Raw genomic sequence first — 23,518 nt, forward strand, 5'->3', positions numbered from 1 at the left:
GTAACCGAGCGCGTTGATCAAGTTTACCGTGTAATGGGGCAAGAAGCTTGTGCCGAACGTAAGGGTTTGTAGCTCGAAACGGCGGGGCGGACGGTGTTGTCAGCTAAAGCGCGTCAGGCTGTTCATTTCGTGTGATCCCATATTCAGGCCGGCTAATGCTACGCCTTTGCGTCGTCGTAGCGGATATCCGTCACGATATAATGAGCGATCCCCGCTGGCGCAGCGACTTCCACTTCATCATCGAGACGCTTGCCCAGCAGCGCGCGTGCCATTGGCGAATCCACGCTAATCCAGTGTTTATCCGGGACGGTTTCATCGGGGCCGACAATCCGCAGCTCCAGCTCATCGCCATTATCGTCTTCGAGCGTAACGTAAGCGGCGAAGAATACGCGGCTCGGGTCGTCGGGAGCACGATCGACCACGGTCAGCTCATCCAGGCGTTTGCCCAGATAGCGAATGCGGCTGATGGTTTTGTTGAGCTCGCGTTTATTGTAGGTGTAATCAGCGTTCTCGCTGCGATCGCCCTGCGCGGCAGCTTCCCCCGTCTTCCGTGATAGCTCCGGACGACGTACGCTGGTCAGATGCTGATACAGGCCCTGCATTCGTTCGAAGCCCGCACGCGTAATGACATTGCTTTTGGCTTCCTGACGCGGGTCCTTGGCGGGATCACGCCAACGTGTCATGTTGCGGCCTTTCATCGGTAACATACCTATAATGGTTCTAAAACAAATAGCGCTTTAGGATAGCTTGGAATGTGCCCATTATGCGGGCGGCAGGGGCGTCTACCAACCCTGAGAAATCGGGAAGGGCAGACGTGTGCGCTGCACTGGCGCTTGAATTTAGCGCCAGTAAGCGCCATCTTGGTGCGTGATCGTGAATTTAGTGGCGCTCTATTGCCTTTGGCAGGGTAGCGTTTCGTCTTCTGTGGCTCAGTGGCCGAAGCGCAAGCGCATAGCGTTTTGGATGACGGAGTGCTGCAGTGGTAGATAACGCGAAACAAGCGGATCGAGGACACGGAATCGTCGAATTTACCGCAAATGACGTCGACCTCACCTCAGATATACCGGTATATCAGGGCTTCTTTACCTTCTCGAAGCTCAAGTACAAGCACCGTCGATTTGACGGTAGCTGGAGTGAAGAAGTCACTCGTGAGGTGCATGAGCATCACGATGCGGTAGGGGTGCTGCTGTACGATCCGGCAGAGGATGCAGTGGTACTGGTCGAGCAGGTACGCGCAGGTATTGTTGCGCGTCAGGATGGCGCTACCCCGTGGGTGCTAGAGGTCGTGGCAGGACTGATCGACACCGACGAAACGCCGGAGCAGGTAGCGCGCCGCGAGGCATGGGAAGAGGCCGGTTGCCGTATTGCTGAGGTGATTCCGCTGTACTCTTTCTACCCTTCACCGGGGTGCTATACCGAGCGCGTGCATCTGTATTGCGCGTTGCTTGATAGCAGTGCGGTGGGCGGTGTTCACGGTCTTGCAGAAGAACAGGAAGATATTCGAGTGCATGTCATTCCCTTCCCTAAAGCAATGCAGTTGCTGGAGGAAGGCAAGTTGGACAATGGCATGATGATTATTGCAATGCAGTGGCTGGCGCGAGAGCGTGCGTCGCTGCGTGCCAGGAGTAATGGATGACCTTTTCCACGCCCGCAAAACGTGCCTATGTGACAGACCTCAAGAGTTTGCAGGCCGAGTGCGCCAGTAACTTTCTGCGCCTGTCGCGGCTGATTGGCGGACGTGCCGAGGGAGAGCGTATCGATATCGCACTGGGCGAAAGCGATCGCTCGTTCGGCTGCCTGCACGTCGAGGTAGAAGAACAAGCTCCTTACACTACCCGCTTGAACGTCACCCAAAGCGGCATGCTCGAAGCACTGGTCGACTCACCGCGTATGCGCGTGCATCTGTACCACGACGTGCGCATGGCAGAAGTGGTCGACTTCCAGCGCAAGCGCCACTTTCAAGGCCGCTATCGTTACCCCAATGCCCACATGCATCAGCCCGATGAAAAGCTCCAGCTCAACCGCTTTCTTGGCGAATGGCTCGATCACGCGTTAGAGCATGGGCGGAGTGCAGGTTCTCTGAGGCGTTGATTGTTGGTGGTCTTGTTCGCTCGCTTATTCTGGAGCTTGCGTGGGACTTCTTTGTTGGCGTTCTTATCTGCTGGCTTATTTGAGAGCCTACGCAGCTCTTCGGTGTTAGCGTCCTTATCTGCTGGCTTATTTGAGAGCCTGCGCAGCTCTTCGGTGTTAGCGTCCTTATCTGCGGGCTTATTCGAAAGCCTGCGCAGCCTTTCACTGTTAGCGTCTTAGCAAACGTTATTTATTGATATCTGAAGGGGACCTTGCAGGCCCCCTTCACCCCCGCTGTCGTCAGGCACGTCAGACCATCCACTTGCAAAACCGCGCTGCAAGCGGATGATTCCGCGCCTTCCTCTTACGAAGTTTGCGTATGCAGATAGCTAATCACGCTAGGGATTCTATTTGCCAAGGCATGACAGCCCATTGAATGTGTGCGCTGTGCGTGCACAGCGACATCACATTCGGGGCGCTTCCTCAAGCGGGAGAGCGCGAGAGGGACAAGGTTCCTCTCGCATTCAAAGGAAAGGTTTGGTTTGAAAAGACGCTAACAGTGAAAGGCTGCGCAGGTTCAGGAATGAGTTACTGGTAAAGATGCCAACATTGAAAGCCCGCGCAGGCTCCAGAATTAGCTAACCGATAAAGCCGCCAACAGTGAAGCTCTGCGCAGGATTCAGAATGAATCACCGATAAGAACGCCAACAATGAAGTCCCACGCAGAACCATGAATTAGCCACCGGCCAATCCATCAACACAGCAAACTTCATAAAGGAAGGCGCGGAATCATCCGCTGCAACGCAGTTGCACAAGCGGATGGTCTGACGCGCCTGACGCAGGCGGGGGTGAAGGGGGCCTGCCAAGGTCCCCTTCAGATATCAATAAATAACGTTTGCTAAGACGCTAACAGTGAAAGGCTGCGCAGGCTCTAGAATCAGCCTCGCGGTAAAGCCACCGACAATTCAAGCCCACGCAGACTCCCAAATAAGCCACCCAAATAAGCCGCTTATTTCACCTCTACATGCGTCTTCAACCCAATGCGCTCAAGCACCTCGATAAAGGGCTTGGGCGGTAGCTCTTCAACATTGGCCATGTGCTTGACGTCCCATTCGCCGCTGGCAATCAGCAGGGCGGCGGCGACGGCGGGTACGCCGGCGGTATAGGAGATGCCTTGGGCGCCGGTCTCTTGGTACGCTTCTTCGTGATCGGCAACGTTATAGATAAACACTTCGCCGGGCTGACCATCCTTGGTGCCTTTCACTAGGTCACCAATGCAGGTTTTGCCGGTGTAGTCGGGGGCTAACGAGCCGGGGTCGGGAAGTACGGCTTTGACCACCTTGAGCGGCACCACTTCTTGGCCTTCTGCGGTGGTGATCGGCTGTTCCGAGAGCAGGCCGAGATTTTTCAGCACCGTAAACACGTTGATATAGCGCTCGCCGAAGCCCATCCAGAAGCGCACGTTGGGTACGTCGAGATTTTGCGACAGCGAATGGATTTCGTCGTGACCGGTCATATAGGCCTGCTGCTTGCCCACGACGGGCAGATCCCACTCGCGACCGATTTCGAACATCTTGTTCGACACCCACTCGCGGTTCTGCCACGACCACACTTGGCCGGTAAACTCGCGGAAGTTGATTTCGGGGTCGAAGTTGGTCGCAAAGTAGCGACCGTGGCTGCCGGCATTGATATCGACGATATCGATCGACTCGAGGGTATCGAAGTAGTCATCCAGCGCTAGCCGTGCGTACGCATTGACCACGCCGGGGTCGAAGCCCGCGCCGAGAATGGCGGTGATACCGGCCTTTTTGACTTCCTCGCGACGTTTCCACTCGTAATTTCCGTACCAGGGCGGTGTTTCGCAGATCTTGAGCGGGTCTTCATGAATCGCTGTATCGATATAGGCAGCACCGGTATCGATGCAGGCCGTTAGTACCGACATGTTAAGAAACGCCGAGCCAACGTTAATCACGATGGCAGAAGCCGTATCACTGATTACCTTCTTGGTTGCTGCTACATCCAGAGCATCAAGCGCATGAGCCTTGATAGTGCCGGTCGTTTTCAACGAGTTTTTATCGTGGATCGACGTGACGATCTGCTCTGCTTTAGAGAGCGTTCGCGACGCGATATGAATATCGCCAAAGACATCGTTGTTTTGCGCACATTTATGCGCCACGACCCGAGCGACGCCGCCAGCGCCGATGATAAGGACGTTTTTCTTCATTTCAGTAGGGATTCCCTCGTTAATGCACGTTGTGGTGGAGATCATTTATCGTGAAAGAAAAGGCGCGCCTATTAGCGCACCGAACACGCCTGCTCACGACAGGCTGGACGCGTAATCCTCGTAGCCGAAACGGCGAATTTCAGTGATGCTGCCGTCAAGCTCACGCACCGCGATGGCAGGCATGGCGACACCATTAAACCAGTTTTTCTTTACCATCGTATAACCGGCGGCATTGGCGATCGATAGCGTATCGCCCACCTCGAGCGGCTGCGGAAAGCGGAAGGTGCCAAAGACATCACCCGCCAGACACGACTTACCGCACACCATCACCTCATGCTCACCCTGGTTGGGTACGATGCTGGCTTCTTCGCGATAGATCAATAGATCGAGCATATGCGCCTCGATGGACGCGTCGACCACCGCCAGCGGTTTGCCGTTATGAAGGGTGTCGAGCACGCTGACTTCAAGGGTGGCGGTATCGGTGATCGCCGCCTCGCCGGGCTCAAGGTAAACCTGCACTCCAAAACGCTCGGAGAAGGCTTTTAGTCGAGCGCAGAATGCTTCCAGCGGATAGCCTTCACCGGTGAAATGGATGCCGCCGCCCAGGCTGACCCACTCCAAACGCTCAAGCAGTGCGCCGAAGCGGGTTTCAATGGTGTTGAGCATGCGATCGAACAGCGCGAAGTCAGCGTTTTCGCAATTGTTGTGAATCATCACGCCGCTGATACGATCTATGACCTCAAGCACCCGCTGCGGCTCTGATTCACCCAGTCGACTGAACGGCCGTGCAGGATCGGCCAGATCGAACGAGGAAGATGACACCCCAGGGTTGAGGCGCAGTCCGCGCTCGATACCGCTAGCGGCCTGTTCGAAGCGCTCGAGCTGCTGAATCGAGTTGAAGATAATCTTGTCCGCGTGTCCGACTGCCTCATCTATTTCGTGGTCTGCCCATGCCACCGAGTAGGCGTGCGTTTCGCCACCGAACTTTTCACGGCCGAGGCGCACTTCGTTGAGCGACGACGAGGTAGTACCATCCATGTGTTCACGCATCAGGTCGAATACGCACCAGGTAGCGAAGCACTTCAGCGCGAGCAAGGTTTTGGCTCCCGACAGTTCGCGTACTTGGTCCATGATGCGCATATTGCGCAGCAGTTTTTGCTTGTCGATCAGATAGTAGGGCGTTTTCATCATCAATCGGGCTCGATCAGCATAGTGCCGTAAATCAGTCACTTGATAAAAAAAGTGTCGCGGCAGGATAACGAGCGCCACCGCAGCAAAAAGATAAGTCGCGTAATATAGCGAACTTTGCCGCGAAATGCGTGCATCTTGCGCGCTATTTTCTTAACGCTTTATCGAGGCATCCAGCATTTTCCATGCGTCTAATTCAGCTCAGCGATATTCATTTGCAAGCAGACCCCGCGGCACAGGTTCGGGGGAATAACCCCGAGCAACGCTTTCGTGCCGCGCTGCGAGCGCTGCGTTCAGAAACCTTCGACTATCTACTGCTGTGTGGCGATGTCAGCGATGATGGCTCGTCGCGTAGCTATCAGCGGGTGATTGAAGGCTGTGATGCGTTAGGCGTCGAATGGGGCTGGATTCCGGGCAATCACGATGATCCCGAGCAGATGGCGCGCCACAAAGCGCTACTGCAGGAAGCGCGCGTGGGCCAGTGGCGGTTGCTCGGGCTGAACTCGTGGGTAGCAGGCTGGGACGGCGGTGAAGTGGGGGCGGAGCAGCTGGCCGCACTGGCAACTCGTGTGGCTGCTGGCGATGGCCCCAGCCTAGTGGCGTTGCATCATCCTCCCATCGCTCCGCCGGTACGCTGGATGGGCAGTATCGACCTGCGCGACAAGGCCGACTTCTGGGCCTGTATTGATCGCCTGGATACACCGCCGGCGGCGGTGCTGGCCGGGCATATCCATACCCCGGTTGCCCAGCGCCACGGTGCCGTGCAGGTACTCACCTCGCCCGGCTGTGTCGATCAATTCGACGCCACGCAAGAGGACTTCACTACTGATGCCACGCTGTTACCGGGCTATCTGGTGGTGACGCTGGGTGAGCAACAGCTCGAAGGGTGGCAGGTCGTGCGCTTTCCGTTGGATTAGCGGTCTGCTGTGCTTCGGCATGGAAGTCGAGCGGGCAACGCTTTCTTGGCGCTTTTCAGGTCGCGAGCAGTGTTCGCGTCACAGTGCTCTGCATAGCAAACACGCCGCCTCGCTCGATAGCGCAAAAGACCTGCCGTTAGCGGTGTCGCGCAGACGATATGCGCCTTGGTTCGAACGCTGCTGCGCTTCCAGTCACCGCTATATTCGATATTGGCGGCGGCACCAGCGCTTGGTTGCATGGCTGGCGGCGTGTCGGTGCCTAGCTGCCTTACTAGCAAAAAACGCTATAAGTCATTCGGCGTCGTTATAACCAGATCTTCATACTACATAGGTGCTGATTCTTTGACGTTATAGTGATGCCGCTATAGGGTGTGTGCATCCCGCGCCGCCCACAGGATGCGAGGCTGCCAGCGCGCAGCATCGCTCAGGCGGTGGCCTCTATATGCCGCGCGCAATGGCCCTTGGCAAGGGCATCAGGTGGCGTCAGCGCAACGGCCACACGCGTTAACACAACGAATGCTAGACCGAATCCAGCACCGTCTCCCCATGAGGTTTCTGCATGACATCCGACGCTCGTTCTACCGTCGAGATGACGCCGTCATCTGAACGGTTGACTCATCTTAAGCAGTTGGAAGCCGAGTCCATTCACATTATTCGTGAAGTGGCGGCCGAGTTCTCCAATCCGGTGATGATGTACTCCATCGGTAAGGACTCCTCGGTGATGCTGCACTTGGCACGCAAGGCATTTTATCCCGGCAAGCCGCCTTTCCCGCTGATGCACGTCGACACTACGTGGAAATTTCGTGAGATGTACGAATTCCGCGATCGCATGGCGAAAGAATCGGGTATGGAGCTGATTGTCTATACCAACGAAGAAGGGCGTGCCGCCGGTATCAATCCCTTCGATCACGGTAGTGCCAAACACACCGATATCATGAAAACCCAAGCGCTCAAGCAGGCGCTGGACAAGTATCAGTTCGACGCCATGTTCGGGGGCGCGCGCCGTGATGAGGAAGCCAGTCGTGCCAAGGAGCGGGTGTTCTCCTTCCGCGACAAGCATCACCGCTGGGACCCGAAAAACCAGCGTCCGGAGCTGTGGAATATTTACAACAGCCGTATCAATAAGGGCGAGTCGATCCGTGTGTTCCCGCTCTCCAATTGGACGGAACTGGATATCTGGCAGTACATCTATCTGGAAGAAATTCCGATCGTGCCGCTTTATTACGCCGCGCCTCGTCCGGTGGTTGAGCGCGATGGCATGCTGATCAAGGTCGACGATGAGCGTATGCCGCTGGAAGAGGGCGAAACGCCCGAGCAGCGCTGGGTGCGCTTCAGAACGCTGGGCTGCTATCCCCTGACCGGCGCGGTGGAATCGCACGCCGCGACGCTGCCCGAAATCATTCAGGAGATGCTGCTGGCACGCACCTCCGAGCGTTCCGGGCGCGCTATCGATAAGGATTCGGCTGGCTCGATGGAACGCAAGAAGCGTGAGGGGTACTTCTAATGGCAGAGCAACATGATAGCTTCAGTGAAGAACAGTCAGCGCTGATTGCGTCGGACATCGACCGCTATCTGCGCGAGCAGGAGCAGAAGGGCCTGCTGCGCTTCATTACCTGCGGCAGCGTAGATGACGGTAAGTCGACGCTGATCGGGCGCTTGCTGTTTGATTCCAAGCGTATCTTCGAAGATCAGCTGGCGGCGATTACGCGCGACTCGAAAACCCAGGGCACTACCGGCGACCGTGTCGATTTGGCGCTGCTGGTCGATGGTTTGCAGTCGGAGCGCGAGCAGGGCATTACCATCGACGTGGCCTATCGCTTCTTCGCTACCGACAAGCGTAAGTTCATTATTGCGGATACCCCCGGGCATGAGCAGTACACCCGTAATATGGCGACCGGCGCCTCGACGGCGGCGCTGGCGGTCATCTTGATCGATGCGCGCTATGGCGTACAAACCCAAACGCGCCGCCACAGCTTTATCTGCGACCTGCTGGGCATCAAGCATTTCGTGATCGCGGTCAACAAGATGGATTTGGTGGAGTTCAGCCAGCAGCGCTTCGAAGAGATCAAGCGCGACTACTTGGCCTTCGCTGAAAAGCTCGAAGTACCGGAAATCAGCTTCGTGCCCATTTCGGCGCTGGAAGGCGACAACATCGTTAATCGCAGCGAGCATACGCCGTGGTATTTTGCCGATCCGTCGGCCAAGTCGCTGCTGGAAGTGCTCGAAACCACCGATACCGAACTAGCGCAAAACCTGACGCAGCTGCGTTTGCCGGTGCAGTACGTGACTCGCCCCGATCTCGACTTCCGCGGCTACGCGGGCACGCTGGCGGCAGGGGTGCTACGCCCAGGGCAGGCGGTAAAGGCATTGCCTTCCGGCCAGCAGTCAACGGTCGAGCGCATTGTGACCTTCGATGGGGATCTTGAGCGTGCCTATCCCGATCAAGCGATCACGGTGACGCTTGCCGATGAAATCGATATTTCGCGCGGCGATTGGATTGTCGGTGCCGATGACGATGTAGTGCTGAGCGATGCCTTCGACGCTGATCTGGTGTGGATGGGCGAAGCGCCCCTTGTGCCGGGGCGTCAGTACGACATCAAGCTGGCGACCCGCGAAACCAGCGGCGAAGTGAACGAGATTCTCTACGGCATTAACGTTAATGACCTCGAGCACTATCAGGCGGATCAGCTTGGCCTGAATGACATCGCTCGCGTGCGTGTCGCGCTGACTCAGCGGCTGCCGCTCGACAGCTACCGCACCATTCCCGGCACCGGTAGCTTTATCGTGATCGATCGCCTGACCAACGTAACGGTGGGCGCGGGCATGATTCGTCGTGCTCAGGTCGATGCCAGTGTCGAGCGCCACACCGATGTCGAAGGCTTCAGGCAAGAACTTGCTGCCTTGATTGAGCGCTACTTCCCCGGAAAATCGACGGCTGACCTGCCGACACTGCTCGAGTAGCGTTGCTCAGCTAACCAGTCGCTAAACGACCAATGCCCCCGTAGAAGCGTGAAGCCTCTGCGGGGGCATTGTTTTATCCGCCTGCTGTTAGCGGTACTCAGTTAACAGCGCTGGGCCGCTATCGCAGTTGAGAAGGGCGTTGTGACCGATCACGCCGGCTCAGTGACTTCCCTTAGCGAGTGCGTGAGTGCTTCAGTGCGTTACTTCAGCCGAACACGCTCATCGCGCGCATGGTGCTGGCCGGCATGCGCATTGGCGTGGCGTCGGTCAGGCTCGCGATCAAGCGGCCATTGCCGCCAAAGGCTTCGAGGCGGGTACGCATGCCGTCGCCGCTGGGATAGCTGACCATCCAGGTGTGGGCAATGGCTTCTCGCTCAATTCGCAGCGTGGCGCGCGAGCCGCACGCTTCAATATGGTGCTGACGACGTCCTACGTGACCGAACACACCGGTGTGGTGGTGGATGGCGCCAGCGTTGGCGATGCCGAGGCGCAGTGGGCGCTCGGCCTGGGCTGCGCGCTCCAGCGTGGCAACAAAGCCTTGCGGCGTCATTCGCTGAGTGAAGCGGTTTTCCAGCGCCGAGTAAGCTTCAACACGGCGCAAGCGATGCTTATTGAGCAGGGTGGTGATGTCGCTATCGCTACGCAGCGCACTCCATTCGTCGGCCAGGTAGGGCAGCTCGGGAGCAACAGCGCCGACCGGCTCGCGATGAATATCCACCAGTTCGGTAAAGGCCGGCTGATGCTCTAGCTGAAGCCGCGCGATACGCTGCCACCCCTCGGCAACCGGGCTATCGGGACGACTGGCCAAGCGATGAAGCAGGCGGCCGTAGCGGTCGAATACTTCGATCGACGGGTGCTCATCCTGATTCAGGCATGCCCAATGCCAATGCGGCAGCAGCATGCGCAGCGATACCGTAGACGCATCGCTGCTGGCGATTTTCAGCTGATCGCTGTGGCTTGAAAGCGTCGAACACGACGAGGTGGTGGTAATTTCCAGCGCGCCCAGCGAAGGCAAGCGCATCACCAGATCGCAGGGGGTTAGCGCCAAACCAGCGACGCCATCGCCAATACGCGCGGCCTGAATATGGCCGTGGCTGATCGAAAGCTGGCGCGCCAACTCCTGAATGTTGAAGTCGGGTACACGGGAAAATGCTTCGCGGTAAGCTTCGCGAATGATAGCTGCCTGAGTCATCAAAGCACCTCGAGGGCCTTGCAGCTCGTGGCGGGAGTTGCGGTTGGGCCAAAGTTGGGGGCGTACAAGGAAAGCGTGGCTGTCCTATTTGTGATAATGAGAATAATTTTTATTTGATGGTGAAGCAATAGATGAGCCAGCAATATCAGCAATAAATATTTATCAAAATATTCACCGCAATACCCTGTAGTTATGGGTGGTAGCCAGCAGCCAGCGGGGCGCTCGCTACTTCTCCCTTGTCGCTACCAGCACCGCTCGGCGCGGTGCGGGGTATCCTTCGATAGAGTTGCGGTGATCCTGCGGGTCGAGGAAGTTTTTCAGCGACTGAAAGGTCATCTGGCCGGTGCTGCGCTGCTTGTCTGGTTGGGTGTCGGCCTCATCGACGATGCGTACATCGGTGAAACCGCAGCGCTCAAGCCAATGGGCGAGGGCTTTGGAGGAGGGCAGAAAAAATGACGTTTACACATGACGCGTGGCAAGAGAGCGTTGCCACGATAGAAAAATTGGCGACAGAGCTAACTCATCAACTGCTAGAGATGCCCGATCTTGATGACCGGGAAAAACAATCCTTGTGGGCATTGCGTAGAGAAATATTTCAAGCGCTGCTCGATGCGAAAGCATTGGCGTTCAGGCGTTTCCCTGAACAGATACCCGAGCACTTAACGCAATTTGATTGGCATGAATATAAGGGGCGAAGCATTCCGCCTAGTCCGCAGTCTCTTGATGATCAACAACGTAACGGCTTCGCGCTGCCAACATCACTTGCCACAAGGGACGTGAATTCCATCCTGCTGACAACGATCAAGGACATTGGCGGTGATACGTCGTGGGTGAACAGCGCCTTGGTGGTGGCACATGCGCTTGCTTACTATCACGATACCTTTGGTGCGCTTATAGACAACGACATGGCGCTTGAAGAGCGATTACGTCGCCTTGTCGATACCGAGCAAATCGACGTTGACGATGCCGCGCTTCCCTTTGGTCGGTATAGCGTTAAGTTGTTTAGTGCAAAAGGCGGGCATAACAGCTTCGCTGACGTTTAGTACATCGATAATGAGGCACGTAGCACTATCGTGCTATCTCTTATCGTTCGCTGATTCTACGGCCACTCACCGCTACTTCTCCCTTGTCGCCACCAGTACCGCTCGGCGCGGTGCGGGATACCCTTCGATGGTGTTGCGGTGATCCTGTGGGTCGAGGAAGTCTTTCAGCGACTGAAAGGTCATCCAGTCGGTGCTGCGCTGCTCGTCCAGTTGGGTGTTGGCCTCATCGACGATGCGCACATCGGTGAAACCGCAGCGCTCGAGCCAGTGGGCGAGGGCTTTGGAGGACGGCAGGAAGTAGACGTTGGGCATGGCGGCGTAGCGCTCGCCGGGCATCAGTACGGTGGTTTCGTCGCCTTCGACGACCAGTGTTTCCAACACCAGCTCGCCACCGGGGCGCAGCGCTTCGCGCAGTTGGTGAAGGTGATCAAGCGGCGAGCGGCGGTGATACAGCACGCCCATCGAGAATACCGTGTCGAAGGCTTCCAACTGGGGAGGAAGTTCTTCGATGCCCACCGGCAGAAAATGGGTGCGGTGCTGGTCGGCGTCGCCAATAAAATGTCGCAGCGCGTGAAACTGGTAAAAGAACCGCGGCGAAGGATCAATAACAAGGACGAAGCTGGCGCCTGCGCCGGCCATGCGCCAGCCGTGGTAGCCGCTGCCGCCGCCGACATCGAGTACGCGGCGATGGGCCAGACTGCTGATATGAGGCGCAACGCGCTGCCACTTCCAGTCCGAGCGCCATTCGGTATCGATAAAAATGTCGGCCAGTTGGAAAGGGCCTTTGCGCCACGGCTTGAGCTGACGAAGCAGACTTTCGGTTTTGGCGCGATCGGCGTCACTGAGCGCTACTTCCACCGTCAAGGTGTCGCTGTCGAGGGTTACGCGGCGCTGCTCGGGTAGTTCGGGCAGCTTTTCTACCGCACGCTGCCAAGCAGGAAGATCGCCAAAGCGCTTGCGGTCGAGGCCCGCGGCCAGCTGTTCTGGCAGCAACGCCAGCCAGCGCTGTAACCCCTGATCGATAAAGGCACGGTACAGGTCGCGGTGTTCAGCATCGTAAGCCATCAGGAAGCACCGCCTGCGTTGGCTTTGATGGCGACCATCGAGGCGAAATTAAGGTATTCGAACCAGGTGAAGTGACGCTCGAAGCCCGCGTCGTGCAGCCGCTGATGATGCGTTGCGAGCGTGTCGGTAATCATCACGTCCTCCAGCGCGCTGCGCTTTTGGCTGATTTCAAGTTGAGAATAGCCGTTGGCGCGCTTGAAATCGTGATGCAGATCGAAAATTTCTGCATCGATGGCGCTGCTTTCGCGGGTAATCTTTTCTGAAAGCACCAAGGCGCCGCCCGGCTCCAGTGCGTCGAAAAGCCGCTGGATCAGTCCCGCGCGCTGCTCCGGCGGTAAGAATTGCAGGGTAAAGTTAAGCACAATCATCGACGCGGGCTGGTAGTTGAGCGACAGCACATCGGCTTCCAGCAGCTCTATATCCGATTGCCGCGCCGCAGGTACGCGTGTAGTGAAATTACGTTTTGCCTGCGCCACCATTGCGCTCGACAGGTCAACCGCAGTGATCGTCCAGGCCCGCTCGGGCAGGCGCTCGGCAACCGCCAGACTCACCGCGCCATGGGAGCACCCCAGATCGTACAGCCGGCCGCCGGGGCGCAGCCAACGCTCGGCAAACAGCCCGCACATCGAGATAATCTGCGCATAGCCCGGCACCGAACGATTGATCATGTCGGGAAAACAGCGCGCCACGCGTTCATCGAATGAGAAATTGGTGACGTGGCCCCGTGGGGAGGCGTAAATTCTGTCGTGCTGAGTATCGTTCATTGCGGTTGACCAAAACTTTCGTAAGATGACAACGTAAAGCGCTATGCAAACGCGTTATCATTAGGTAGCTGGCAGCCAGAAATGGCGACATTGTCATCTCGGCGTAGCGGGCGCTATGGTACCCCTTATCAGGTAACGCGCTCTAGTGGTGAGCTGCCTCTATTATATAGCCATGTGGCGGTGCTACGTGGCGCGCGGTGTTAAAGAATTGCAACGTCAGGGCTTATGGCGCTGGCACGATTACATTCAAAACGGGAGAGACGACTGATGTCGATTAAACAATCTGCGGCGTGGAAGGCCCTTCAGGAACATCTTGAGAGCGGCATGCGCGACGTTCATCTCAAGGAGCTATTCGCTGAAGACAGTGATCGCTTCAGCACGTTCTCCCGACAGGCCGCGGGCATCACCCTCGACTTCTCCAAGCAGCGTCTGCGTAAGGAAACCCTCGATAAACTGATCGCTCTGGCAGAAGAAGCCGGCGTCAAAGAGGCGATTCCGCAAATGTTCCGCGGTGACCGCATTAACGCCACCGAAGATCGCTCGGTACTGCACACAGCTCTGCGTAAGCCCGCCAGCGATGATCTGGAAGTCGAAGGGCAGAACGTAGTGGCCGACGTGCACAAGTCGCTCGAGCGCATGGCGGAACTGGTCGAAAAACTGCACTCCGGTAGCTGGAAAGGCGTTACCGGCAAAACCGTTACTGACGTGGTCAATCTGGGCGTAGGCGGCTCTGATCTTGGCCCGCTGATGGTGTCCAACGCGCTCAGCGGTTTCCGTGCCGAGTCTTCCAATCCGGTGGCTGTTCACTTTGCTTCCACTATCGATGGCACTCAGCTGGCCGACATTCTGCCCAAGCTCGACCCTGAAACCACCATCTTCATCTATTCCTCGAAGTCGTTTACCACCATCGACACCAAGGCCAACGCTGATACCGCGATGACCTGGCTGAATCTGGGTACCGGTGCGCAAGAGCCTGAGCTCAAGGCCAACCATTTTATTGGCGTGTCTACTCAGGCCGACAAGATGGACGAATGGGGCTTCGCGCCCGAAAACCAGGTATTGTTCTGGGATTGGGTCGGCGGTCGCTACTCGCTGTGGAGCGGCATTGGTCTGGGCATCGCTATCGAAGTGGGCATCGAGAACTTCCAGCGCCTGCTGGCGGGTGCGCACAAAATGGACGAGCACTTCCGCACCACTGAACTCAAAGACAACCTGCCGGTACTGTTCGCGCTGGCCGGCGTCTGGAACGTTGACTTCCTCGATATTCGCTCGCTGGCGGTGCTGCCGTACGACGGCCGCCTGAAATCCCTGCCGGGCTATTTCCAGCAGCTCGAAATGGAATCCAACGGTAAGTCGGTGACCAACGCTGGTCAGCAGGTTGACTACTCTACCTGCCCGATTATCTGGGGCGAAGTCGGTCCTAATGGTCAGCACGCCTTCTATCAGTTGCTGCACCAGGGCACTCAGAAGGTGGCGTGCGATTTCATTGCGCCGCTCAACCGCTACGACGAAATCGACAACGATGCGCTGCGCGAAAGCTTCAAGGTTCAGCACCGCCTAGCGCTGGCCAACTGCTTTGCGCAGTCGCGCGTGCTGATGCTCGGCGACGACGCGGTCAAGAGCGAACAGACACCGCCTCCGTATCAGCGCTACGCGGGCAACCAGCCTTCCTCTACGCTGCTGATCGATTCGGTAAATCCCGAAACCCTCGGCGCTCTGGTAGCGCTCTATGAGCACAAGGTGTTTGTGCAGGGCGTTATCTGGGACATCGACTCTTTCGATCAGTGGGGCGTGCAGCTCGGTAAGAAAATTGCCACCGAAACCGAGCAGAACCTGATTACCGGTGAAGGTCTTGATGAGCTCGACGACTCAACCCGTCATTTGATTGAAATTGCTCGCAAGGCGTAACAATAGTGCTTGAGCCTGAACACTGTTTGCGTATACAGTATTTTGTGCGTCTAACGCGGTGAGTTCAGGCCTTACAGCCACCAAAGCTGCATCAGTCGCCACGATTGATGCAGCTTTTTTGCGGAATATCTATGCTTAACCGGCACGGGCACTTTCTACCTAACGCTTGGTCATGGATGTGTATGAGTATTAACACGGTTCTTTACTTACACGGCTTTAACAGCTCGCCTGATTCGTTCAAGGCGCAGGCTACTCGGCACGCCATCGAGGCCCTGAGCACGCCGGTCAACTTCATTGCGCCGCAGCTCGACGCCGAGCCCGCCACAGCGATGGCGCAGATCGATGCTATTATCGATGGGTTGTCCGAAGAAGAGGCGCGCGGGCTTGGGCTGATTGGCAGTTCGATGGGGGGCTTCTATGCTACCTGCGCCGCCGAGCAGCGAGGCATCAAGTCGGTGGCGTTAATCAATCCGGCGGTGCATCCGGCGGTGTTCGCCCGTGAGTGGGTGGACCAAACCCACGTCAACGAAACCAACGGTTCCCAGGTGGTGGTCGAAGCGCACTTCGTTGACCAACTGCGCGAGATGGAGCCTGCGCAAACCACTGCACCCGAGCGTTATCTTGTTATGCTGGGCGCTGTTGATGAAGTGCTCGACTATCGTCAGGCGCTCGCGTATTACCAAGGCGCTACTTTCAAGGTCGATCCCGAAGGTGATCACGCGCTGGAGAGTTATGTGGGGGAGTTGCCCAATGTGCTCGCCCACTTTCATTTGTCTTAACACCCTGATTATTTGAGCCACATGAGCCAATACAGCGCCAGTTCCATTGAGGTCCTCTCGGGCCTTGACCCGGTGCGTAAACGCCCCGGGATGTACACCGACACTGCTCGTCCCAATCATCTGGTACAAGAGGTCGTCGACAACAGCGTCGACGAAGCCCTGGCCGGCTACGCCAATGCGATTGTCGTGCGTCTGCGCGACGACGGCGGCGTTGAGGTCGAGGATAACGGCCGTGGGATGCCCACCGATATTCACCCCGAGCATGGGGTGAGTGGTGTCGAGCTGATTCTGACGCGGCTGCACGCCGGCGGTAAGTTTTCCAACGATAGCTATCGCTTCTCCGGCGGTTTGCACGGGGTGGGCGTCTCGGTGGTCAATGCGCTCTCCACCCGGCTCGAAATTGAGGTGTGGCGAGATGGCGTACGTCAGGCAATTGCTTTCGAGAACGGTGAGAAGGTCGAGGAGCTGCACGAGATTGGCAGCGCACCCAAGCGTGCCAGCGGCACGCTGCTGCGCTTTTGGCCCGATGCCAGCTATTTCGACAGTGCCAAGGTCGCGGTAACACGGCTGCGCCATTTGCTGCGCGCCAAGGCAGTGCTGTGCCCTGGCCTTAAGGTAACGCTGTTCGATACCGACGGTAGCGATACCGTGTGGCAGTACGCCGATGGCCTGAAGGATTACCTGTCGCAAGCGCTCGACGGCTTCGAACTGCTGCCCAGTTCTCCGGTGCTGGGGCATGCCGAAGACGATGATCACCATGTCGATTGGGCGCTGCAGTGGCTGCCCGAAGGCGGAGAGGGAGTGCAGGAGTCCTACGTCAACCTGATTCCCACGCCGCTGGGCGGAACCCACGTCAACGGCTTACGTAGCGGGTTGATCGAGGCGCTGAAAGAGTTTTGCGAATACCGCAATCTGATTCCCAAGAACGTCAAGCTGACCGGCGATGACCTGTGGGAGCGCATCGCCTTCGTGCTGTCGGTGAAAATGCACGATCCACAGTTTGCGGGGCAGACCAAGGAGCGGCTGTCGTCGCGCACGGTGGCGTCGATTGTTGCGGCGGCGGTGAAGGATTCGTTCTCGCTGTGGCTCAACTCTCATACCGTTGAAGCCGAACAGCTGGCCGAGCTGGCGATCAGCGCAGCTCAAAGGCGACTGCGTGCGGCCAAGAAAGTGGTGCGCAAAAAGGTTACTCAAGGCCCGGCGCTGCCCGGCAAACTGGCGGATTGCTCGAGTCAGGATCCCGCGGCCAGTGAAATATTTCTGGTCGAAGGTGACTCTGCCGGTGGTAGTGCCAAGCAGGCGCGCGACCGCGAAACCCAGGCCATCCTGCCGCTGCGAGGCAAGATTCTGAATACCTGGGAAGTCGATTCCGGAGAGGTATTGGGATCGCAGGAAATTCACGATATCGCGGTGGCACTTGGCCTCGACCCGGGCAGCAACGACCTGTCGCGGCTGCGCTACAACAAGGTGTGCGTGCTTGCCGATGCCGACTCCGACGGCCTGCACATCGCCACGCTATTGTGCGCGCTGTTCGTGCGCCACTTCCCAAGTCTGGTCGATGCCGGGCACGTGTTCATCGCGATGCCGCCGCTTTACCGCATTGACCTTGGCAAAGAAGTCCACTACGCCCTCGATGAAAGCGAGAAGGCGCAGATTCTCAAACGCCTGGAAGGCAAGCGCGGTACGCCTAACGTACAGCGTTTCAAAGGCCTGGGGGAAATGAATCCGATGCAGCTGCGCGAAACCACCATGGCGGCCGATACGCGCCGTTTGGTGCAGCTCACCCGCGAATCCGACGATGGCACCATTGAAGCGCTCGACATGCTGCTGGCCAAAAAGCGTGCGGCCGATCGCCGTCACTGGCTTGAGCATTACGGGGATCAGGCTGAGGTAGAGGTATAAATGGCAGATCACAACGAATTCGAAGCGCCGGTAGCGGTGGCAGCAGGTGATATCGAGCAGATGTCGCTGAAGCGCTACACCGAAAAAGCCTATCTCGATTACTCCATGTACGTGATTTTGGACCGTGCGCTGCCGAGCATCGGTGACGGTCTGAAGCCGGTACAGCGGCGCATTGTCTACGCAATGAGCGAACTGGCGCTAAGCGCCAGCGCCAAGTACAAGAAATCAGCGCGTACCGTGGGCGACGTGCTGGGTAAATTCCACCCGCACGGTGACAGCGCCTGCTACGAAGCCATGGTGCTAATGGCCCAGTCGTTCAGCTATCGCTATCCGCTGGTAGACGGCCAGGGTAACTGGGGCAGCCCTGACGATCCCAAATCCTTCGCCGCCATGCGCTACACCGAATCGCGTCTGTCGCGCTTCTCCGAACTGCTGCTGGGCGAACTGGGGCAGGGCACCGTTGACTGGTCGCCCAACTTCGACGGCACCCTGCAGGAGCCGTCGGTGCTGCCTGCGCGGCTGCCGCACGTGCTGCTGAACGGTGGCTCGGGTATCGCGGTGGGCATGGCAACCGATATTCCGCCGCACAACGTGCACGAAGTGGTGAAGGCCACTCGGCACTTGCTGCGCCACCCCGACGCCAGCGTTACCGATCTGTGCAAATATCTGCCCGCGCCTGATTTCCCCACCGCTGCCGAGATCATTACGCCCAAATCGGAGCTGCGCAAGCTCTATCAGAGCGGACGCGGCTCGGTAAAAATGCGCGCGCGTTTCAAGATCGAAGACGGCGATATCGTTATCACCTCGCTGCCGTATCAGGTGTCCGGGGCCAAGGTGCTGGAGCAGATTGCTAGCCAAATGCAGGCCAAAAAGCTGCCGATGGTGGTCGATCTGCGCGACGAATCGACCCATGAAGAGCCGACGCGTTTGGTGGTGGTCCCGCGCTCCAATCGCGTCGATACCCAGCAGTTGATGGATCATCTGTTCGCCACTACCGATCTTGAAAAAGGCCAGCGCGTCAATCTCAACCTGATTGGCCTCGATGGCCGTCCCCGCGTGATGGCGCTCAATGAGCTGCTGGGTGAATGGCTAACGTTCCGTCGCACCACGGTTAGGCGACGCCTCGAGCACCGCCTTGGCAAGGTGAACGATCGTCTGCATATCCTCGAAGGGCTGCTGATCGCCTATCTGAACATTGATGAAGTTATCCGCATCATTCGTGAAGAAGATGAGCCCAAGCAAGCGCTGATCGCTGCCTTCAAGCTGAGCGAGCGTCAGGCCGAAGCAATTCTCGAATTGCGCTTGCGGCATCTGGCCAAGCTCGAAGAGGTCAAGCTCAACGCCGAGCGCGAGAAGCTGGAAGAAGAGCGCCAGTACCTTGAGAAGATTCTGGGCAGTGAGGAGGAGATGACCGACCTCATTGAGCAGGAGCTTAAGGACGACGCCGAGAAATTCGGCGATGAGCGACGCAGTGCGCTGGTCGAGCGTGAAGAGTCCAAAGCGCTCTCCGAGATGGATCTGGTAGGCTCCGATCCGATCACCGTGGTGCTATCGAAAGGCGGCTGGATCCGCAGCGCCAAGAGCCACGATATCGATCCGACCTCGCTTAGCTATAAGTCGGGCGATAGCTACCTGTGCAGCGTGCGCGGCAAAAGCAACGAGCAACTGGTGCTGCTCGACGATACCGGGCGTACCTACACGCTGGCGGCGCATCAGTTGCCGTCGGCGCGCAGTCAGGGCGAGCCTGTCACTGGCAAGATCAACCTGCCCGCAGGCGCGCAAATTGTCGCGATGATGCTCGATAAGCCCAAGGCGCGCTATCTATTGGCGAGCGACGGTGGCTATGGCTTCGTCACCGAAATCGAAGCGCTGGTTGGGCGGTCGCGTTCGGGCAAGGCGGTGCTGACGCTGCCAAAAGGCTGTGCGGTGCTTAACCCTTGTCCGGCGGAAGGCACTGCACGGGTGGCGGTTGCTTCCAACCAGGGGCGCTTGCTGGTGTTCGATTTGGCCGAGCTGCCGGAAATGGCAAAAGGCAAGGGCAACAAAATGATCGGCATTCCCGGCAAGGCGTCCGCAGCACGCGAGGAGTTCGTGCGTGACCTGGTCGTGGTGCCGGAAGGCGGTTCGCTGGTGGTGCATGCAGGCAAACGCAAGCTAACGCTGAAACCCGCTGATCTCGATGCCTATCAGAGCGAGCGCGGCAAACGCGGCAGCAAACTGCCACAAGGGCTGCAGCGGGTCAGTCATCTGGCGCTGGAAGGAGGCGACACATGAGCGTGCGTCTGACCTTGATGGCACCACGACTGGCGCCAGAGGCTATTGAGCGTGTCGAGCAACTGCTCGATGCACGCCACGCCACCATCGCCGAGCGGCGCTGGCTGGCAAAAGCCGACCAGCCGCACTGGCAGTCTGAGCACGGCGAGTGCCTGCGTCTTGATTTGGATGCCGGTGTCTCTTCTAGCGAAGAGAGCGCAGCGCTGCGCGATAAAGCGCTGCCGCTGGCCGCAGAGCTGGGCGTCGATCTGATTGTAGAGGAGCCCAACCCGTGGCGCGGCAGGCGCAAGCTGGTGTGCTTCGATATGGATTCGACGCTGATTCAGGCGGAAGTGATCGACGAACTGGCCCGCGAGCATGGCGTTTACGATGAAGTTGCCGCGGTAACCGCCAGTGCGATGCGTGGCGATATCGACTTCAAGGAAAGCTTTCGGCGTCGCATGGCAACCCTTGCCGGCCTTAGCGAAGCGCGTCTTGAGGCGATCGCTGAACAGCTGCCGCTGATGCCCGGTGTCGAGCGCCTGCTGACAATCCTGCGCCAGCGCGGCTATCACACCGCTATTATTTCCGGTGGCTTCACCTTCTTTGCTCGTTATCTACAGGAAAAGCTGGGTTTCGATGAAATACACGCCAACGAGTTGGTGATCCACGAAGGGCGGGTGACCGGCGAAGTGCAGGAGCCCATTCTCGATGCAGCACGCAAGGCGCAGATTCTGACCGGCATCGCGCAGCGGGAAGAGTTCGATATGGGCCAAACCGTGGCGGTGGGCGATGGCGCCAACGACCTGAGAATGCTGGCAGCGGCCGGCATGGGCGTTGCCTTCCACGCCAAACCGCTGGTGCGCGAACAGGCGCGGCAGGCAATCTCGACCCTTGGTTTGGATGCGCTGCTCTACCTGCTCGATGAATAAGCCGCGCTCCGTACCGTTAAAACCTCGCCCCATAGCGAGGTTTTTTTGTGCTGGCAAAAGAGCACTGCCACGGTGAAGAGGCCGGGGGCCCTGATCGATGCGATGTCTTGGTGAAATGCCCTATATTCATTAAAAAGTAGAATATTGTTGCTTTGAATATTGAATAGTGCGCATCGTGCTGCTACTGTGTGGCTCTATAAGAAGTGATATATGCTTTCGCAGGCTTAACGCTAGTGAAGCACATCTATACTGCGGGCTATCCCCCGTAGTCATGTTTTAGTGATGACCATCACCTATGGGCACGAAGGCAAGCGATCCTTTCCTTTGTGCCGTTATTTTTTTCGCTGTCTGTACATCGCCGCTCATTCAACCAGCGCGTCGGCTGCAGCCTCTGTTTGTGGAGTTGCCATCATGAGTTCGACCTCGTTCACCGCGCCGCAAGGTAAATACCGCCCTTTTGATATCGTCGACCTGCCTGATCGCCAGTGGCCGGGCAAGCGCATTGAAAAGGCACCTATCTGGGCGAGCGTTGACCTACGCGATGGCAATCAGTCGCTGGTCGACCCAATGGACGGCGAGCGTAAATGGCGTTTCTTCGAACTGCTGGTCAGCATGGGATTCAAGCAGATCGAAGTGGGCTTTCCGTCGGCGTCGCAAACCGATTACGACTTTCTGCGCGATCTGATCGATAACCAGCGCGTACCCGACGATGTCACCCTGCAGGTGCTGACGCCTGCTCGCGAGCCGCTGATCCGGCGCACGCTCGAGGCGCTCAAGGGGGCCAATCGTGCGATTGTGCACCTGTATAACGCCACCTCGCCGCTGTTCCGCGATACGGTGCTGAATCTGGACAAGAGCGCCTGCAAGGAGCTGGCCGTTACCCATGCCCGCTTGGTGCGTGAGTTGATGGATGAGCAGCCTGACACCCAGTGGACGTTCCAGTATTCGCCTGAGCACTTCACTACCACCGAGCTTGAGTACTCGCTGGAAGTCTGTGAAGCGGTGCTGGATGCGTGGGGTGCGACCAGCGCTACGCCGGTCATCCTGAACTTGCCGGCGACGGTCGAAGTAGCCACGCCCAATGTCTATGCCGACCAGATCGAGTGGTTCTGCCGTCATTTGAGCGAGCGTCAGCGCGCCATTGTTAGCCTGCATCCGCACAACGATCGCGGTACCGGCATCGCTGCCGCAGAACTGGGTGTCATGGCAGGGGCCGACCGTATCGAAGGCACGCTGTTTGGCAACGGTGAGCGTACCGGTAACGTCGATCTGATTACCCTGGCCATGAACCTGTATATCCAGGGGGTTGATCCACGCCTTGATGTCTCGAACCTGACGCCCGTCATGCGCGAAGTGGAGCACTGCAATCAGCTGCCGGTGCATCCTCGTCATCCCTACGTGGGCGATCTGGTGTTCACTGCATTCTCAGGCTCGCATCAGGATGCGATCAAAAAAGGCATGAATCAGCGCCAGGCGCTGGTCGAGCAGGGCGAATCGCCGCTGTGGAACGTGCCCTACCTGCCGGTCGATCCCATGGATGTCGGGCGCAACTATGAAGCAGTCATTCGCGTTAACAGTCAGTCGGGCAAGGGCGGCATCTCTTATCTGCTGGAGCAGGATCACGGCATTTCCCTGCCGCGCAGGCTGGCAATTGAATTCAGTCAGGTGGTGCAGCGCGCGGCCGACGAAACCGGACGTGAGATTACTTCCGAGATGATCCATCGCTCCTTCCTCGAGGAATACTGCCTCGATACGCCTTACCGGTTGGTCTCTCAGCGCATAGAGGAAGACGGCGAGCAGGTAAGTATTGCCGCGCAGGTTGTCACGCCGAAAGGCGAGCTAACGCTGAACGGTAAGGGCAACGGCCCATTGTCTGCATTGATTGACGGCCTGAATCAACAGGGCTTCGATGTTGACGTTATCGACTATCAGGAAAGCTCGCGCGGTCGCGGTGCTGAAGCCGAAGCGGTGGCCTTTGTTGAGCTGCGTGCCGCAGGCAAATCGGTGTTTGGCGTAGGGATTCACTTCAATACCACGACCGCTACGCTGGTAGCGGCACTGGCGGCCATCTCGCGGGTGAGCGAAGCACGCCCACAAAAGGCCGAAATGGCATAGCGCGGGCGGGCCAAAGCCCAAGGGTAAAGGGTAGAATTGGCAGTGGTGGCGGTCACATTGACGGTTGCCAACATTTAATATAGTTTTAACAAAATTTTGTCTCAAGCGTGTGGGGACACCTCCCTTTTCTTCCGCCTTTTTTCTTCAAAAGGGGTTCACAGCCATCAACTCCACCCACCCCTCCACGCCGACCCACTTTTTGGGG

18 protein-coding genes and 1 pseudogene are annotated in these 23,518 nt (G+C 57.8%); 12 read left to right on the forward strand and 7 right to left on the reverse strand.

Annotation, left to right across the window (positions count from 1 at the left end; translation table 11 throughout):
• Positions 1 to 158: 158 nt before the first annotated feature.
• The gene (locus R84865_RS12615; protein ID WP_435639851.1) at positions 159 to 698 is read right to left on the reverse strand and encodes a GreA/GreB family elongation factor; all 540 of its coding nucleotides are present in this window, start codon (positions 696 to 698) and stop codon (positions 159 to 161) included.
• A 281-nt stretch (positions 699 to 979) separates the two neighbouring features.
• Here R84865_RS12615 and R84865_RS12620 point away from each other — a divergent pair, with 281 nt between their 5' ends.
• Both R84865_RS12620 and R84865_RS12625 read left to right on the forward strand, forming a co-directional pair.
• Complete coding sequence (locus R84865_RS12620; RefSeq protein WP_435633109.1) at positions 980 to 1,636, forward strand: NUDIX domain-containing protein; 657 nt, start codon at positions 980 to 982, stop codon at positions 1,634 to 1,636.
• Positions 1,633 to 2,091, forward strand: coding sequence for a DUF1249 domain-containing protein (locus tag R84865_RS12625; RefSeq protein WP_435633108.1), 459 nt, complete (start codon positions 1,633 to 1,635; stop codon positions 2,089 to 2,091). The genes R84865_RS12620 and R84865_RS12625 overlap by 4 nt, the downstream gene beginning before the upstream one ends.
• Positions 2,092 to 3,079: 988 nt before the next feature.
• On the opposite strand, the gene R84865_RS12630 is transcribed toward R84865_RS12625, so the two are convergent.
• Together R84865_RS12630 and R84865_RS12635 are read right to left on the reverse strand one after the other, a co-directional pair.
• Complete coding sequence (locus tag R84865_RS12630; RefSeq protein ID WP_435636697.1) at positions 3,080 to 4,294, reverse strand: saccharopine dehydrogenase family protein; 1,215 nt, start codon at positions 4,292 to 4,294, stop codon at positions 3,080 to 3,082.
• A 93-nt stretch (positions 4,295 to 4,387) separates the two neighbouring features.
• Complete coding sequence (locus R84865_RS12635) at positions 4,388 to 5,485, reverse strand: carboxynorspermidine decarboxylase (RefSeq protein WP_435639852.1); 1,098 nt, start codon at positions 5,483 to 5,485, stop codon at positions 4,388 to 4,390.
• 182 nt (positions 5,486 to 5,667) lie between these two features.
• Between R84865_RS12635 and R84865_RS12640 the strand changes: the two genes are divergently transcribed.
• From R84865_RS12640 to cysN, 3 genes are all read left to right on the forward strand, one after another.
• The gene (locus tag R84865_RS12640) at positions 5,668 to 6,399 is read left to right on the forward strand and encodes a metallophosphoesterase family protein (protein ID WP_435639853.1); all 732 of its coding nucleotides are present in this window, start codon (positions 5,668 to 5,670) and stop codon (positions 6,397 to 6,399) included.
• Between the two features lie 559 nt (positions 6,400 to 6,958).
• Positions 6,959 to 7,903 (forward strand): sulfate adenylyltransferase subunit CysD, encoded by a 945-nt coding sequence (gene cysD / locus R84865_RS12645; protein ID WP_435639854.1) that lies wholly within the window; start codon positions 6,959 to 6,961, stop codon positions 7,901 to 7,903.
• Positions 7,903 to 9,360: a sulfate adenylyltransferase subunit CysN gene (gene cysN / locus R84865_RS12650; RefSeq protein WP_435636701.1), complete on the forward strand. Its 1,458-nt coding sequence runs from the start codon at positions 7,903 to 7,905 to the stop codon at positions 9,358 to 9,360. The genes cysD and cysN overlap by 1 nt, the downstream gene beginning before the upstream one ends.
• Before the next feature lie 205 nt (positions 9,361 to 9,565).
• On the opposite strand, the gene R84865_RS12655 is transcribed toward cysN, so the two are convergent.
• Complete coding sequence (locus R84865_RS12655) at positions 9,566 to 10,552, reverse strand: ChuX/HutX family heme-like substrate-binding protein (RefSeq protein WP_435639855.1); 987 nt, start codon at positions 10,550 to 10,552, stop codon at positions 9,566 to 9,568.
• A 225-nt stretch (positions 10,553 to 10,777) separates the two neighbouring features.
• A pseudogene (locus R84865_RS12660) lies at positions 10,778 to 11,005 on the reverse strand (DUF1698 domain-containing protein); the annotation flags it as partial.
• Between R84865_RS12660 and R84865_RS12665 the strand changes: the two are divergent.
• On the forward strand, positions 11,005 to 11,595 hold the full coding sequence (locus R84865_RS12665) for a hypothetical protein (protein WP_435639856.1): 591 nt from the start codon (positions 11,005 to 11,007) through the stop codon (positions 11,593 to 11,595). The pseudogene R84865_RS12660 and the gene R84865_RS12665 sit on opposite strands and share 1 nt — an antisense overlap.
• Positions 11,596 to 11,667: 72 nt before the next feature.
• On the opposite strand, the gene cmoB is transcribed toward R84865_RS12665, so the two are convergent.
• On the reverse strand, positions 11,668 to 12,660 hold the full coding sequence (cmoB, locus tag R84865_RS12670; RefSeq protein ID WP_435636705.1) for a tRNA 5-methoxyuridine(34)/uridine 5-oxyacetic acid(34) synthase CmoB: 993 nt from the start codon (positions 12,658 to 12,660) through the stop codon (positions 11,668 to 11,670).
• Positions 12,660 to 13,424 carry a carboxy-S-adenosyl-L-methionine synthase CmoA gene (gene cmoA / locus R84865_RS12675; RefSeq protein WP_435639857.1) on the reverse strand — a complete coding sequence of 255 codons (765 nt, stop codon included), beginning with the start codon at positions 13,422 to 13,424 and terminating at the stop codon, positions 12,660 to 12,662. Before cmoA ends, cmoB begins: the two co-directional genes overlap by 1 nt.
• Before the next feature lie 267 nt (positions 13,425 to 13,691).
• On the opposite strand from cmoA, the gene pgi reads away from it, so the two are divergent.
• From pgi to leuA, 6 genes are all read left to right on the forward strand, one after another.
• The gene (pgi, locus tag R84865_RS12680) at positions 13,692 to 15,332 is read left to right on the forward strand and encodes a glucose-6-phosphate isomerase (RefSeq protein WP_435639858.1); all 1,641 of its coding nucleotides are present in this window, start codon (positions 13,692 to 13,694) and stop codon (positions 15,330 to 15,332) included.
• 182 nt (positions 15,333 to 15,514) lie between these two features.
• Entirely contained in the window at positions 15,515 to 16,111 is a 597-nt protein-coding gene (locus R84865_RS12685; RefSeq protein ID WP_435639859.1) for a YqiA/YcfP family alpha/beta fold hydrolase, read from the forward strand.
• Between the two features lie 21 nt (positions 16,112 to 16,132).
• Positions 16,133 to 18,013, forward strand: a complete 1,881-nt coding sequence (parE, locus tag R84865_RS12690) for a DNA topoisomerase IV subunit B (protein ID WP_435633095.1) — start codon at positions 16,133 to 16,135, stop codon at positions 18,011 to 18,013.
• On the forward strand, positions 18,014 to 20,287 hold the full coding sequence (parC, locus tag R84865_RS12695; RefSeq protein WP_435639860.1) for a DNA topoisomerase IV subunit A: 2,274 nt from the start codon (positions 18,014 to 18,016) through the stop codon (positions 20,285 to 20,287).
• Positions 20,284 to 21,198, forward strand: a complete 915-nt coding sequence (serB, locus tag R84865_RS12700; RefSeq protein ID WP_435639861.1) for a phosphoserine phosphatase SerB — start codon at positions 20,284 to 20,286, stop codon at positions 21,196 to 21,198. The genes parC and serB overlap by 4 nt, the downstream gene beginning before the upstream one ends.
• 411 nt (positions 21,199 to 21,609) lie before the next feature.
• Positions 21,610 to 23,313 (forward strand): 2-isopropylmalate synthase, encoded by a 1,704-nt coding sequence (gene leuA, locus R84865_RS12705; RefSeq protein WP_435639862.1) that lies wholly within the window; start codon positions 21,610 to 21,612, stop codon positions 23,311 to 23,313.
• The last annotated feature ends 205 nt before the right edge of the window (positions 23,314 to 23,518 follow it).

Origin of the sequence: Carnimonas bestiolae, from assembly GCF_051251145.1 — a bacterium.
In the GTDB taxonomy this organism is placed as follows: domain Bacteria; phylum Pseudomonadota; class Gammaproteobacteria; order Pseudomonadales; family Halomonadaceae; genus Carnimonas; species Carnimonas bestiolae.

Bases quoted from the DNA above. Each gene is read 5' to 3' on its own strand.
- R84865_RS12635 (WP_435639852.1), bottom strand. From the start codon at position 5,485: ATGATGAAAACGCCCTACTATCTGATCGACAAGCAAAAACTGCTGCGC.
- R84865_RS12615 (WP_435639851.1), bottom strand. From the start codon at position 698: ATGAAAGGCCGCAACATGACACGTTGGCGTGATCCCGCCAAGGACCCG.
- serB (WP_435639861.1), top strand. From the start codon at position 20,284: ATGAGCGTGCGTCTGACCTTGATGGCACCACGACTGGCGCCAGAGGCT.
- parC (WP_435639860.1), top strand. From the start codon at position 18,014: ATGGCAGATCACAACGAATTCGAAGCGCCGGTAGCGGTGGCAGCAGGT.
- cmoA (WP_435639857.1), bottom strand. From the start codon at position 13,424: ATGAACGATACTCAGCACGACAGAATTTACGCCTCCCCACGGGGCCAC.
- pgi (WP_435639858.1), top strand. From the start codon at position 13,692: ATGTCGATTAAACAATCTGCGGCGTGGAAGGCCCTTCAGGAACATCTT.
- R84865_RS12640 (WP_435639853.1), top strand. From the start codon at position 5,668: ATGCGTCTAATTCAGCTCAGCGATATTCATTTGCAAGCAGACCCCGCG.
- cysD (WP_435639854.1), top strand. From the start codon at position 6,959: ATGACATCCGACGCTCGTTCTACCGTCGAGATGACGCCGTCATCTGAA.
- parE (WP_435633095.1), top strand. From the start codon at position 16,133: ATGAGCCAATACAGCGCCAGTTCCATTGAGGTCCTCTCGGGCCTTGAC.
- R84865_RS12630 (WP_435636697.1), bottom strand. From the start codon at position 4,294: ATGAAGAAAAACGTCCTTATCATCGGCGCTGGCGGCGTCGCTCGGGTC.
- R84865_RS12685 (WP_435639859.1), top strand. From the start codon at position 15,515: ATGAGTATTAACACGGTTCTTTACTTACACGGCTTTAACAGCTCGCCT.
- leuA (WP_435639862.1), top strand. From the start codon at position 21,610: ATGAGTTCGACCTCGTTCACCGCGCCGCAAGGTAAATACCGCCCTTTT.
- R84865_RS12655 (WP_435639855.1), bottom strand. From the start codon at position 10,552: ATGACTCAGGCAGCTATCATTCGCGAAGCTTACCGCGAAGCATTTTCC.
- cmoB (WP_435636705.1), bottom strand. From the start codon at position 12,660: ATGGCTTACGATGCTGAACACCGCGACCTGTACCGTGCCTTTATCGAT.
- cysN (WP_435636701.1), top strand. From the start codon at position 7,903: ATGGCAGAGCAACATGATAGCTTCAGTGAAGAACAGTCAGCGCTGATT.
- R84865_RS12665 (WP_435639856.1), top strand. From the start codon at position 11,005: ATGACGTTTACACATGACGCGTGGCAAGAGAGCGTTGCCACGATAGAA.
- R84865_RS12625 (WP_435633108.1), top strand. From the start codon at position 1,633: ATGACCTTTTCCACGCCCGCAAAACGTGCCTATGTGACAGACCTCAAG.